14 protein-coding genes are annotated in these 13,206 nt (G+C 60.2%); 10 read left to right on the plus strand and 4 right to left on the minus strand.

The window, feature by feature from the left end:
- The first annotated feature begins 248 nt into the window (after positions 1–248).
- The gene (locus M1D68_RS01245; protein WP_457969028.1) at positions 249–1,571 is read left to right on the plus strand and encodes an OprD family porin; all 1,323 of its coding nucleotides are present in this window, start codon (positions 249–251) and stop codon (positions 1,569–1,571) included.
- A gap of 82 nt (positions 1,572–1,653) precedes the next feature.
- On the opposite strand, the gene hepT is transcribed toward M1D68_RS01245, so the two are convergent.
- Both hepT and mntA read right to left on the minus strand, forming a co-directional pair.
- A complete protein-coding gene (hepT, locus tag M1D68_RS01250) occupies positions 1,654–2,082 on the minus strand; it encodes a type VII toxin-antitoxin system HepT family RNase toxin (RefSeq protein WP_420765089.1) in 429 nt (142 codons plus the stop codon).
- Positions 2,072–2,467 (minus strand): type VII toxin-antitoxin system MntA family adenylyltransferase antitoxin, encoded by a 396-nt coding sequence (mntA, locus tag M1D68_RS01255; protein WP_434608969.1) that lies wholly within the window; start codon positions 2,465–2,467, stop codon positions 2,072–2,074. The genes hepT and mntA overlap by 11 nt, the downstream gene beginning before the upstream one ends.
- 331 nt (positions 2,468–2,798) lie before the next feature.
- On the opposite strand from mntA, the gene M1D68_RS01260 reads away from it, so the two are divergent.
- The 7 genes from M1D68_RS01260 to M1D68_RS01290 all read left to right on the plus strand — a co-directional run bounded on the left by M1D68_RS01260 (position 2,799) and on the right by M1D68_RS01290 (position 8,393).
- On the plus strand, positions 2,799–3,437 hold the full coding sequence (locus M1D68_RS01260; RefSeq protein WP_304551669.1) for a peroxiredoxin: 639 nt from the start codon (positions 2,799–2,801) through the stop codon (positions 3,435–3,437).
- A gap of 298 nt (positions 3,438–3,735) precedes the next feature.
- The gene (ssuE, locus tag M1D68_RS01265; RefSeq protein WP_434561727.1) at positions 3,736–4,329 is read left to right on the plus strand and encodes an NADPH-dependent FMN reductase; all 594 of its coding nucleotides are present in this window, start codon (positions 3,736–3,738) and stop codon (positions 4,327–4,329) included.
- Positions 4,330–4,420: 91 nt separating this feature from the next.
- The gene (locus M1D68_RS01270) at positions 4,421–5,386 is read left to right on the plus strand and encodes a sulfonate ABC transporter substrate-binding protein (protein ID WP_434561729.1); all 966 of its coding nucleotides are present in this window, start codon (positions 4,421–4,423) and stop codon (positions 5,384–5,386) included.
- Between the two features lie 24 nt (positions 5,387–5,410).
- Positions 5,411–6,559, plus strand: a complete 1,149-nt coding sequence (ssuD, locus tag M1D68_RS01275; RefSeq protein ID WP_420765085.1) for an FMNH2-dependent alkanesulfonate monooxygenase — start codon at positions 5,411–5,413, stop codon at positions 6,557–6,559.
- Between the two features lie 7 nt (positions 6,560–6,566).
- Entirely contained in the window at positions 6,567–7,349 is a 783-nt protein-coding gene (ssuC, locus tag M1D68_RS01280; protein ID WP_457969031.1) for an aliphatic sulfonate ABC transporter permease SsuC, read from the plus strand.
- Positions 7,346–8,152, plus strand: coding sequence for an aliphatic sulfonates ABC transporter ATP-binding protein (ssuB, locus tag M1D68_RS01285; RefSeq protein ID WP_457969032.1), 807 nt, complete (start codon positions 7,346–7,348; stop codon positions 8,150–8,152). Before ssuC ends, ssuB begins: the two co-directional genes overlap by 4 nt.
- A gap of 25 nt (positions 8,153–8,177) precedes the next feature.
- The gene (locus tag M1D68_RS01290; RefSeq protein WP_003177394.1) at positions 8,178–8,393 is read left to right on the plus strand and encodes a TOBE domain-containing protein; all 216 of its coding nucleotides are present in this window, start codon (positions 8,178–8,180) and stop codon (positions 8,391–8,393) included.
- A 75-nt stretch (positions 8,394–8,468) separates the two neighbouring features.
- Here the strand turns inward: M1D68_RS01290 and M1D68_RS01295 are convergent, their stop codons facing one another.
- Positions 8,469–9,101 carry a TetR/AcrR family transcriptional regulator gene (locus tag M1D68_RS01295; protein ID WP_457969034.1) on the minus strand — a complete coding sequence of 211 codons (633 nt, stop codon included), beginning with the start codon at positions 9,099–9,101 and terminating at the stop codon, positions 8,469–8,471.
- A 239-nt stretch (positions 9,102–9,340) separates the two neighbouring features.
- On the minus strand, positions 9,341–10,717 hold the full coding sequence (locus M1D68_RS01300) for a glutamine synthetase family protein (RefSeq protein ID WP_420765081.1): 1,377 nt from the start codon (positions 10,715–10,717) through the stop codon (positions 9,341–9,343).
- 277 nt (positions 10,718–10,994) lie between these two features.
- Between M1D68_RS01300 and M1D68_RS01305 the strand changes: the two genes are divergently transcribed.
- On the plus strand, positions 10,995–11,771 hold the full coding sequence (locus M1D68_RS01305; RefSeq protein ID WP_457969036.1) for a gamma-glutamyl-gamma-aminobutyrate hydrolase family protein: 777 nt from the start codon (positions 10,995–10,997) through the stop codon (positions 11,769–11,771).
- A 40-nt stretch (positions 11,772–11,811) separates the two neighbouring features.
- Positions 11,812–13,170: a glutamine synthetase family protein gene (locus tag M1D68_RS01310; RefSeq protein WP_030138097.1), complete on the plus strand. Its 1,359-nt coding sequence runs from the start codon at positions 11,812–11,814 to the stop codon at positions 13,168–13,170.
- The last annotated feature ends 36 nt before the right edge of the window (positions 13,171–13,206 follow it).

The raw sequence follows: 13,206 nt of genomic DNA on the forward strand, positions 1-13,206 counted from the left end.
CTTGATGACGCAGTGATGGCACTTATATGTCAAAAAACGCTGAAAACTGCCGAAACAATTCTTTTTGGATTTATAAATAATCCTTTATTCTCCGGGCCGGTGTCGCGGGGTTAGACCATGGTCGTAGGCCGAAAGGGTTACGGTTGACTTGCCAGTCACGGTCTGGCGCTAATCGCGCATCCGCGGATTCCGGGCGTTCGATTCGGAACCAAAGACACACAAGAATTAGAAAACGAGAGGAGCGAAGCATGAAGAAGTCTACCTTGGCCATGGCAGTGGCCTTTGGGGTATTGGCGCAGCAGGCAGGCGCCGCCGGTTTTATCGAAGACAGCAAGGCGTCCGTCAGTTCCCGCACGCTGTACTTCAACAACGACAACCACGAGACGGGCAGTGAAGACCTGCGCGAAACGGGCACTGGCCTTAAGTTCGACTACAAGTCTGGCTTCACGCAAGGTGTCGTTGGCTTCGGTATCGACGCCCAGGCTCTGGTGGGTATCCGTCTCGATGGCGGCAGGGGTCGTAACAACGGTTCCTATATGCCAGCCGATACCGACGGTGCGGCGGTCCACGAGTGGAGCCGTTTGTCCGGTAACGTAAAGGCTCTTTTCTCCAAGACCGAAGCTCACCTGGGCGGTGCCTTGGCGCCTAGCCTGCCGATCCTGGTGGCCAACGACAGCCGCCTGCTGCCGCAGACCTTCGAGGGTGGCACGATCACCTCCAAGGAAATCGACAACGTCACGCTCAACGCTGGTCAGCTGGAGCAGGCCACTGGCCGTGCATCGAGCAACAGCACTGGCCTGGCCGTGGCGGGCGGTACCCAGGACAGTAACCAGTTCCGTTACGCGGGTGCTGATTGGAAGGTCACCAAAGACCTGACGCTGCAGTACTACTACGCGAACCTGCAGGATTACTACAAGCAACACTTCCTGGGCGCGGTCCATGTTTTCCCGATCAGCGAAGGTCAATCCTTCAAGACCGATCTGCGTTACTTCGACAGCAGTTCGGATGGCCGTAATGGTGATGCGGGCTATCGCTTCAGCAACAACGGTGGTTATGAGAAGAATCCGGGCGAGGTCGATAACAAGACCTGGAGCGCCATGTTCACCTACACCTTGGGCGGCAGTGCCTTCCTGTTGGGTCATCAACAAGTCGGCGATGACGGTGGCTTTGTCTACCTGAACCAGGGCAACGTGGTTGACGGCAACAACCGTCCAGAAGGTGCGGGTGGTGCGAGCTTCTACCTGTTCACCGACAGCATGATCAACGGTTTTGTCCGTGCCGGTGAGAACACCACCTTCGGCCAGTACTCCTACGACTTCGCTTCCATGGGTGTTCCAGGCCTGAAAGCCTCGGTTGCCTACCTGCGCGGTGACGACGTCAAGTCCCGCACCGCAGGAGGAAGCGATTACTCCGAGTGGGAACGCGACATGCGTGTGGATTACGTGATCCAGCAAGGCGCCTTGAAAGGCTTCGGCACCACCGTGCGTCACGGTAGCTACCGCAGCAGCGGTGTGGGCGACGACCAGGATCAGACCCGCGTGATCTTCAACTACACTTACAGCTTCATGTAAGACGTAGCGAAGTAAAAAGCCCCGCCCGGCATCGCGCCCGGCGGGGCTTTTGCGTTTTTGGCTCAACGAGCCGGCTATCGCCTTATCCCCTGGGTTCCATCGCGTCCTTACGCAGGATGAATGCGCTGAACGCCAGGAAATCATCCAGATGGCCGGTAATGATCGCGACCATGATCGGCAATTGCAGGGCTTGGTAGTCATGCACGGCGATATTCCTGAACCCCACCATGTTCTTCAGGTTTTTCACCAGACCTTCTTCGACCCAACCGCCTTGAAAAAGCAACTCGAACGTATCGCGGGCGCTTTGCGGGACCCCCAATCGTTCACGCCGAATCAGATGCTGTCCCATGTCCAGCGCGGCTTCACAGGCACGCTGAATGTTCAGGACGGCCGAGTCCTGGCGAGTGAAATCCGTAGCAAAGGTAGCGGGGTCCTTCTCGTATTCCTCCCGCACCCTGGCAACGCAACGCTCGATGCTTGCTGCTTTATTGATCAGTACATCATCGACCATACACCCTGCCTTCTTCCTGGATATCCTTGAGCAATCGCGCTCGAGCCTCATCGAGAGCAGTCTTCTCGCTGAGAATGAAGCATTCGAACAACCCCGCCTGTACGTCCTTGGCCCAGAGTCTTCGGCCTCGGGTCACGATCTGGTGCTGCATGACGGTGGAGGCCGCCCGTAGATCAATCAGATCCACCGGGCTGCCAGCGATGTCCGCCAAATCGCCTGAAAGTTGCCACAACGACACTGGGTCGACCTTGCCTGACAACAGCACAGCCAAATCCACATCACTGTCAGGCCCGGCGGTCTCCTGGGCGTGGCTGCCGAACAGGTAAACAGCCAACAGGTCAGGCAGATGATTTTGCAAGTGAGTCAACAAGGCATGAGCGTTCATGCTGCCTATCCTAGCCGCTCGTCCGGAGATCGCGTCAACAATTTCCGAAATGTACCTACAAAACAAAAAAGCCCCGCCCGGCATCACGCCCGGCGGGGCTTTTGCGTTTCGGGTCCGGCCCACCCCTGTAGCCTTTCCCGAACCTTCTCCTCTTTTCAGCAACTCGAGGCCTTCTCGAAACCTCGGGAATGATCTTGGGCCGCTATGCGCTGCGGCACCAGTAAACAGTTTTTTATATTTCTTAATGATCTAGATAAATGGGTATTCATTCTTTTTAAAGCAACGAAAACCGGTGCACAGTTGGGCTCCAAAAACATTCAGGAGCCGCATCATGAGCCTCAGACTCGGCGACATCGCCCCCGATTTCGAACAGGATTCCAGCGCCGGCAAGATTCGCTTCCACGAATGGCTCGGCGACAGCTGGGGCGTGTTGTTCTCCCATCCGGCGGACTTCACCCCGGTGTGCACCACCGAGTTGGGTCTCACTGCCAAGCTCAAGGACGAGTTCGCCAAACGCGGCGTCAAGGCCATCGCCCTGTCGGTGGACCCGGTGGACTCGCACCACAAGTGGATCGACGACATCAACGAAACCCAGAACGCCGTGGTCAATTTCCCGATCCTGGCCGATGCCGACCGCAAGGTGTCCGACCTGTACGACCTGATCCATCCCAACGCCAGCGACACCTTGACCGTGCGCTCATTGTTCGTGATCGACCCGAACAAAAAAATTCGCCTGACCATCACCTACCCGGCCAGCACCGGACGCAACTTCAATGAAATCCTCCGGGTCATCGATTCCCTGCAACTGACCGACAACTACAAAGTCGCCACGCCCGCCAACTGGCAGGACGGTGACGAAGTGGTGATCGTGCCGTCGCTCAAGGATGAAGAAGAACTCAAGCAGCGCTTCCCCAAGGGCTACCGTGCCGTGAAGCCCTATCTGCGCCTCACGCCTCAACCTAATCGTTGACGCAGAACCTGTGGGAGCGAGCCTGCTCGCGAAAGCGGTCTGTCGGATGCATTTATATTGACTGGTACGCCGCCTTCGCGAGCAGGCTCGCTCCCACAGGAATGGATTTGTACCAAAGGATTTTGGCCGTTTCGACGGCCTTTTTTATTGTGCCGAGAAAAGCAAAACTTATATCTCTGTAAAGAATAACTAAATGAATAAATATGATTTAAAGATATATCAAAGCGCTGTTATGGTTTGATCCATACAGCGAGATCGCCCACCGCGAATCGCGCACGACTCTTAAGGAATGGTTGGCATGTTGGTTGTCTCGCTCGGCGGCAGTCCCAGCCAGCGCTCACGTTCAGGTGTGCTGTTGGAGCGCTCGCAACGTTGGTTGCAACATCAAGGTGTGGAAGTGGTGAGTTATCAGGTACGGGACTTCCCGGCCGAGGATCTGCTCCATGCCCGCTTCGACAGTCCCAAGGTGGTAGACCTGCTGGCACAGATCGAAAACGCCGATGGCCTGTTGATCGCCACGCCGGTATACAAGGCGTCTTTTTCCGGTGCGTTGAAGACCGTCCTTGATCTGCTGCCGGAACGGGCTCTAGCCCACAAGGTGGTGTTGCCCATGGCGACAGGTGGCAGCATCGCCCACATGCTGGCGGTGGATTACGCCCTCAAGCCGGTGCTGTCGGCCCTCAAGGCCCAGGAGATGCTCCATGGGATCTTCGCTGAAGACAACCAGATAGCCTACGGCGAAGGCAGCGCTCAAGCGCGGTTGACGCCTGCCTTGCAACAGCGCCTGGATGAAGCGCTGGAGCAGTTCTACAGCGCCATGGCCCGTCGGCCCAAACCGTTGGACCCCAGCGTACTGAACGAACGTCTGTTGAGTGCTCGCTGGAGCATTTGACGCGCTACATCCCTGATTCAACTCCACCTTACTCAGCCGCCAACGGCCCAGCAGGTGCAGCCAAAACCCCATAGCAAAAAGGAGAGGCGCCATGCGCACTGTCATTTTGCGTCGCGGGCTGGTCGCTCTGTTTGCTGCGGCTGTGTCCTTCGGCGTCATCACCCAGGCTCAAGCCGAAACCTTGCGGATCGGTTATCAAAAGTACGGCACCCTGGTGCTGCTCAAGGCCAAGGGCACCCTGGAAAAACGCCTCGCCGCCCAAGGCGTGGACGTGCAATGGACCGAGTTTCCTGGCGGCCCGCAACTGCTTGAAGGCTTGAACGTCGGCTCCATCGATTTTGGCGTGACCGGCGAAACCCCGCCGGTGTTTGCCCAGGCAGCCGGTGCGGACCTGCTCTATGTGGCCTATGAACCGCCGGCGCCCAACAGTGAAGCGATCCTGGTGCCCAAGGGCTCGCCGATCCAATCGGTGCAGGATCTCAAGGGCAAGAAAATCGCGCTGAACAAAGGCTCCAACGTCCATTACCTGCTGGTACGGGCGCTGGAAGATGCGGGCCTGCAATACACCGACGTCCAGACGGTTTTCCTGCCACCGGCCGATGCCCGCGCGGCGTTCGAACGAGGCAGCGTGGACGCCTGGGTGATCTGGGATCCGTACCAGGCCGCCGCTGAGCAGCAATTGCAGGCGCGCACCCTGCGTGACGGCAAAGGCATCGTCGACAACCACCAGTTCTACCTCGCCACCAAACCCTATGCGCAGAAAAATCCCCAGGTGATTACGGCTCTGGTGGAAGAGGTGCGGGCGGTAGGGGAGTGGTCCAGGGCCAATCCTGAAGACGTGACGCGGCAGGTCTCGCCGCTGCTCGGCTTGCCTGCCGATATCACGCTTACCTCGGTCAAGCGGCAAGGCTACGGGGCGTTGTTCCTGACGCCGGAAGTCGTCGCGGCGCAGCAGAAAATCGCCGACAGCTTCTACCAGCTCAAATTGATTCCCAAGCCCTTGAGCATCAAGGACGTGATCTGGACGCCGCCGGCGGCCGTTGCGAACGCGCAGTAATTCGATCCCTTAGGAGACCACTCCATGAGCCTTAATATTTTCTGGTTCCTGCCCACCCACGGCGACGGCCATTACCTTGGCACCGCTGAAGGCGCCCGCGCCGTCGATCATGGTTACTTGCAACAAATTGCCCAGGCGGCCGATCGACTGGGTTTCGGCGGCGTGCTGATTCCTACCGGGCGTTCCTGCGAAGACTCCTGGCTGGTGGCCGCTTCCCTGATTCCGGTGACCCAGCGCTTGAAATTCCTGGTAGCCCTGCGGCCCGGGATCATTTCCCCGACGGTGGCGGCGCGTCAGGCCGCGACGTTGGATCGACTCTCGGGAGGACGCGCGCTGTTCAACCTGGTCACTGGCGGCGACCCGGACGAGCTGGCCGGCGACGGGCTGTTCCTCGATCACGAACAGCGCTACCAGGCCTCGGTGGAATTCACCCGGATCTGGCGCCGGGTGCTGGAAGGCGAGACCGTGGATTACGACGGCGAACACATCAGCGTGAAGGGCGCCAAGCTGCTCTATCCGCCGATCCAGCAACCGCGCCCGCCGCTGTACTTCGGTGGCTCGTCGGAAGCTGCCCAGGACCTGGCCGCCGAGCAGGTGGAAATGGTGCTGACCTGGGGCGAACCGCCCGCAGCCGTCGCCGAAAAAATCCAACAGGTGCGGGCCAAGGCCGCAAAGCAAGGACGCACCGTGCGCTTCGGCATTCGCCTGCATGTAATCGTACGGGAAACCAACGCCGAGGCCTGGCAAGCGGCCGACCGCTTGATCTCCCATTTGGACGACGAAACCATCGCTCGCGCCCAGGCCTCCCTCGCGCGCTTCGACTCGGTGGGTCAGCAGCGGATGGCCGCGCTGCACGGCGGTCGCCGCGACAAACTGGAGGTGAGCCCCAATCTGTGGGCCGGTGTCGGCCTGGTTCGCGGCGGTGCCGGGACGGCGCTGGTGGGCGATGGCCCGACCGTGGCCGCGCGGGTGAAGGAGTACGCCGACTTGGGCATCGACACGTTCATCTTCTCGGGTTATCCACACCTGGAAGAGTCGTATCGGGTGGCGGAGCTGCTGTTTCCGCACCTGGACGTGGAACGCCCGCAATTGCCGAAAAGCCAGGGCTACGTGAGCCCGTTCGGTGAGATGGTCGCCAACGACATTCTGCCCAAAGCCGCGTCCCAGAGTTGAGGTGGCCATGAAGAAAGTTATCCACAACCTGGCGCCGTGGGCGGTGCCGCTGCTGTTATTGGCGGTGTGGCAATTGTCGGTATCGGCCGGCTGGCTCTCCACGCGGATCCTGCCGGCGCCAGTGGCAGTGATCGAGGCTGGCGTGAGCCTGGTGCGCAGCGGCGAGATCTGGACTCACCTGGCGATCAGCGGTTGGCGCGCGGCGGTCGGCTTCCTGATCGGCGGCGGCATGGGCCTCGCGCTGGGCTTTATCACCGGCCTGTCGAAGTGGGGCGAGCGGCTGCTGGACAGCTCTGTGCAGATGGTGCGGAACGTGCCGCACCTGGCATTGATTCCGCTGGTGATCCTGTGGTTCGGCATCGACGAGTCGGCGAAGATTTTCCTGGTGACGCTGGGCACGCTGTTTCCCATCTACCTCAACACTTACCACGGGATCCGTAACGTCGACCCGGCGCTGGTGGAAATGTCCCGCAGCTACGGCTTGTCCGGTTTCAGCCTGTTTCGCCAGGTGATCCTGCCGGGTGCCTTGCCTTCGATCCTCGTGGGTGTGCGTTTTGCCCTGGGCTTTATGTGGTTGACGCTGATCGTGGCGGAAACCATCTCGGCCAGTTCCGGCATCGGTTACCTGGCGATGAATGCCCGGGAATTCTTGCAAACCGATGTGGTGGTGCTGGCGATTCTTCTGTACGCCGTGCTTGGCAAGCTGGCTGACCTCGCCGCCCGTGGCCTTGAACGGGTCTGGCTGCGTTGGCATCCGGCCTACCAAGTGAACAAGGGAGGTGTCGCATGACCGCCCAACAACCACCGCGCCTGCTGCGAGGCATTCCGCTGGCGGTGCGCAATCTGCAAAAGACGTTTGGCTCGCGACAGGTATTGCATGACATCGACCTGCATATCCCGGCTGGGCAGTTCGTCGCGGTAGTGGGGCGCAGTGGCTGCGGTAAAAGCACCTTGCTGCGTTTGTTGGCCGGGTTGGATCAGCCCTCGGGCGGCCAGTTGCTGGCCGGCTCGGCAGCGCTGAGCGCCGCGCGAGAAGACACTCGGCTGATGTTTCAGGAAGCGCGTCTGCTGCCTTGGAAGAAGATCATCGACAACGTCGGCCTTGGCCTGAAGGGCAACTGGCGGCCACAAGCCTTGCAGGCGCTCGATGCCGTGGGCCTGGCGGATCGTGCCCATGAATGGCCGGCGGCGTTGTCCGGCGGCCAGAAGCAACGGGTGGCGTTGGCTCGCGCGCTGATCCATCAACCGCGCCTGTTGTTGCTGGACGAGCCCTTGGGCGCGCTTGATGCCTTGACCCGGATAGAAATGCAGCAACTGATCGAGCGTCTGTGGCAGCAACACGGCTTTACCGTGCTGCTGGTGACCCATGACGTCAGCGAAGCAGTGGCGATTGCCGATCGGGTCATCCTGATCGAGGACGGCCAGATCGGTCTCGACTTGGCCATCGACCTGCCACGCCCCCGTGCTCGCGGCTCGCATCGCCTGGCGAGCCTGGAAACCGAAGTCCTCAACCGTGTGCTGTCCTTGCCCGGCCAACCGCCGGAACCCGAACCCGTTTCACCCTTGCCCACGCAGTTGCGTTGGGCGCAATAACTTCATCCAGACAGGAATCGACACCATGACCATCAAAGCCATCAACGTACGCAACCAGTTCAAAGGCACCATCAAGGAAATCGTCGAGGGCGACGTGCTGTCGGAAATCGACGTGCAGACCGCTTCGGGCATCGTCACGTCGGTCATCACCACGCGTTCGGTCAAGGAGTTGGAGTTGGCGATCGGCAGCGAAGTGATTGCCTTCGTCAAATCCACCGAGGTGTCGATCGCCAAGTTGTGAGCCGTGTTTTACCCCGGGCCCCGGACGGCGTGAGCCCTTCGGGGCTTATCGTTCCCACGCGGAGCGTGGGCACGATCAATCAGGGCGCTTGGGCAGATACGGTGGCAGATACAGCCCCAGGTACGCGTCAAACACACGCATCCCTTCTTCAGCCATTCGCGGAGTGATCTGGCCGTGTTGCTGGACCGAGCGGGCGTAGACGCGGTCGCCCAGTTCCATGGCCAGGGCGAATACGTCGACGTCGGAGGGGAGCGTCGGCAGCTCGAAATGCCGGGCGAACACGGTGTGCATCAACGCGCCCAGTTCCAGGTCGTGCTGGCGGTCAGCCTGGGTGACTTCGGTGAGGCCATGCTGGGCCAGGATCAGTTGCCGAGCGGCGGCGTCCTCGCTGTAGATCACCAGCATCCGTTGTTCCACCAGCCGCGACAGGTCGTGCCAATGGTTCAGCGCGCCATGGTCGATAGGTGCTTGCAGGCAGGCGCGAAAGGCGGCGTGAACGTCGGCGGTCAGGGCTTCGAGCAGTACCGGGACGCTGGCAAAGAAGTGGTAGACGGAGGAGGGCGGGATCCCCGCGCGTTCGGCGACGCTGTAGATCGACAGGCTGGCCACGCCTTCGGCGGCAAGCAGCGTACGGGCGGCATCGAGGATCGAGTCGATCCGGGCCTGGCTGCGGGCGCGAGGTTTGCGAGGGGTGGCGGTGCGCGTCATGAATGTCTCCTGCGGGGCTGCCGGGCATTGTACGAGTCGGGTCTTGTGTTGTCTGCCAGGCCGTCATCGCGAGCAAGCTCGCCCCCACATTGAGTGTGCGGTGCCCCTTGAATCATGTGCGCTGAAAATCCATGTGGGAGCGAGCTTGCTCGCGATCGGCCGAAGGCGGCCACCCGCCCAGACATAAAAAAACGCCGCAGGCCATAAGGCCTGCGGCGTTTCTTTTTTACCGCAACCGCTTACACGGTATGCAGGTACCAGTTGTATTCAAGGTCGGAGATGGAATGTTCGAACTCTTCCAGCTCACTTTCCTTGCAGGCCACGAAGATATCGATGTATTTCGGGTCGATGTACTTGGCCATGACTTCGCTGTCGTCCAGTTCGCGCAAGGCATCGCGCAGGTTGTTCGGCAGGCTTTGCTCGTTCTGCTCGTAGCTGTTGCCTTCGACCGGCGCGCCGGGCTCGATCTTGTTGACGAGGCCGTGGTGAACGCCCGCCAGCACGGAGGCCATCAGCAGGTACGGGTTGGCGTCGGCGCCGGCAACCCGGTGTTCCAGGCGCACGGCATCGGCTGAGCCGGTCGGCACGCGCAAGGCCACGGTGCGGTTGTCCAGGCCCCAGGACGGCGAGTTCGGCACGTAGAACTGCGCGCCGAAACGACGATAGGAGTTGACGTTCGGGCAGAGGAAAGCCATCTGCGCGGGCAGGGTCTCGAGCACACCGCCGATCGCGTGACGCAGCGCGGCGTTCTGCTCGGGATCCTCGCTGGCAAAGATATTCTTGCCGTCTTTGTCCAGGATCGAGATGTGAACATGCAGGCCATTGCCAGCCTGGCCCGGATACGGCTTGGCCATGAAGGTGGTGTCCATTTCATGGTCGTAGGCAATGTTCTTGATCAGCCGCTTGAGCAGTACCGCGTAGTCGCAGGCCTTGATCGGGTCGGCCACGTGGTGCAGGTTCACTTCGAACTGCGCCGGGGCGCTTTCCTTGACGATGGCGTCGGCGGGAATGCCTTGCTCCTTGGCCCCTTCGAGGATGTCCTGGAGGCAATCGACGTATTCGTCCAGGTCATCGATCAGGTAGACCTGGGTCGAATGCGGGCGTTTGCCGGAGATCGGTGAGCGGGGTGGTTGCGGACGGCCGTTCACGTTCTCCTGGTCGATCAGGTAGAACTCCAGCTCGAATGCCGCGCAAATGGTCAGGCCCAATTCGTCGAACTTGGTCACGACCTGGCGCAAGACTTCCCGAGGGTCGGCGAAGAACGGGTCGCCTTCGAGTTCGTGCATGGTCATCAGCAGTTGCGCGGTCGGGCGCTTCTGCCAGGGTTCATTGCTCAGGGTGCCGGGGATGGGATAGCAGATGCGGTCGGCATCGCCGATGTCCAGGCCCAGGCCGGTGCTTTCCACCGTCGAGCCGTTGATATCCAGGGCAAATAGAGAGGCCGGCAGGTTGATGCCTTTCTCGTAAACCTTGTGGAGGCTGGTGCGTTCGATGCGCTTGCCGCGCACCACACCATTCATATCCGCAATCAGAAGGTCAACGTACAGAACCTCAGGATGTTCCTTAAGGAACGCGTTCGCTTCGTTAAGCTGAACGGCACGCGGGGGTACCGACATGATGCAACACCTTTGTTGTTAAAAATATCAATCATTGATCTCTTCGAAAGCCAGTCAACCCGAACGGCATGCCGAAGTCAAGCTGGGCCTTTTGTGCCCTAAAAAAGCACCCGAGGGGCATTTTTGAGGCAGTTTGGGGCGTTTTTTTTCTTTTGAGGGCCTTCGCGCCCGCAGGCTTGAGCGTGCCGTGTTGTATTTTTTACGGGGTGTTGTGTAAAAAAATGAACAAGGCTAAGCTCGATTCAAACCCATAACAGCAATAATACCGGGGTGCTTCATGTCTCGCCTGCCGTTAATCGGCGTCACCACCTGCTCCAGGCAGATCGGTTTGCATGCGTATCACACCACTGGCGACAAATATGCCCGGGCTGTCGCAACAGCCGCCAAGGGTTTGCCGGTGCTGATTCCCTCCCTGGCGGATCTGTTCGCACCGTCCGATATTCTGGACGCCCTGGACGGTATTCTTTTTACCGGCTCTCCTTCCAATGTAGAACCTTTTCACTATCAAGGCCCCGCCAGCGCGCCAGGCACTGCCCATGATCCTGCACGGGATGCCATTACCCTTCCACTGATACGCGCTGCCGTCGATGCGGGCGTTCCGGTGCTGGGCATCTGTCGGGGTTTCCAGGAGATGAACGTAGCCTTTGGCGGCAGCCTGCATCAGAAAGTTCATGAAGTCGGAACCTTCATCGATCATCGTGAAGACGGCACCCAGCCGGTGGACATTCAATACGGCCCCGCCCATGCCGTGCATGTCCAGCCAGGCGGGGTCCTCGCGGCCCTGGGCCTGCCGCCGAACATTGAGGTCAACTCGATTCACAGCCAGGGCATCGAGCGCCTGGCACCGGGGCTGCGGGTTGAAGCGCTGGCGCCGGATGGCCTGATCGAAGCCGTCTCGGTTGTACAAGGCAAGGCTTTTGCTTTAGGTGTGCAATGGCACCCGGAATGGGCGGTAGGCTCTAATCCGAACTATCTTGCGATTTTCCAGGCATTTGGCGATGCCTGCCGAGCAAGGGCAACACAACGCGACGCCGATGCGTCAAACAACGCCTGACTACTAATAGCAGCCAGGAAACTCACGCCTAGAGGCATTTATGAGTAACAACCTCGACCAGCTCACCGATTGGTTGAAAGACCACAAGATCACAGAAGTCGAATGCATGATTGGCGACCTGACCGGCATCACCCGGGGCAAGATTTCGCCGACCAACAAGTTCATTGCCGAAAAAGGCATGCGCCTGCCCGAGAGCGTCCTGCTCCAGACCGTAACGGGCGACTATGTCGAAGACGACATCTATTACGAACTGCTCGACCCTGCCGACATCGACATGATGTGCCGCCCGGACGAAAACGCAGTCTTCCTGGTGCCCTGGGCCATCGAGCCCACCGCTCAAGTGATCCATGACTCCTACGACAAGCAGGGCAACCCCATCGAGCTGTCGCCCCGCAACGTATTGAAGAAGGTGCTCAAGCTCTACGCGGACAAGGGCTGGCAGCCGATTGTCGCGCCGGAGATGGAGTTCTACCTGACCAAGCGCAGCGACGACCCGGACTTTCCGCTGCAACCACCGATCGGCCGCTCCGGCCGGCCGGAAACCGGTCGCCAGTCGTTCTCGATCGAAGCGGCCAACGAATTCGACCCGCTGTTCGAAGACGTCTATGACTGGTGCGAATTGCAGGAGCTGGACCTCGACACACTGATCCACGAGGACGGCACCGCGCAGATGGAAATCAATTTCCGTCACGGCGATGCGCTGTCCCTGGCCGACCAGATCCTGGTGTTCAAACGCACCATGCGCGAGGCCGCGCTCAAGCACGACGTGGCCGCCACGTTCATGGCCAAGCCCATGACCGGCGAGCCGGGCAGCGCCATGCACCTGCACCAGAGCATTATCGACAAGGAAACAGGCAAGAACGTCTTCTCCAATGAAGACGGGACCATGAGCGATCTGTTCCTGCACCACATCGGTGGCCTGCAGAAATTCATCCCTGAGCTGTTGCCGCTGTTTGCACCCAACGTCAACTCGTTCCGCCGCTTCCTGCCCGACACCTCGGCGCCGGTGAACGTGGAGTGGGGCGAAGAGAACCGCACCGTGGGCCTGCGGGTTCCGGATGCCGGGCCGCAGAACCGTCGGGTGGAAAACCGCCTGCCGGGCGCCGACGCCAACCCGTACCTGGCGATTGCCGCCAGCCTGCTGTGCGGCTACATCGGCATGGTCGAAGGCATCAACCCGAGCGCGCCGGTGGTGGGTCGAGGGTATGAGCGCCGCAACCTGCGCCTGCCGCTGACCATCGAAGACGCCCTGGAACGCATGGAGAACAGCACCACCATCGAGAAGTACCTGGGCAAGAAATTCATCACGGGCTACGTCGCGGTCAAACGGGCCGAGCATGAAAACTTCAAGCGCGTCATCAGTTCGTGGGAGCGGGAATTCCTGCTCTTTGCCGTCTGATGCGCCGGGCGGGGCTGCCATAGGCCCCGCCCTCAT

The organism is Pseudomonas sp. R4-84 (assembly GCF_054130985.1).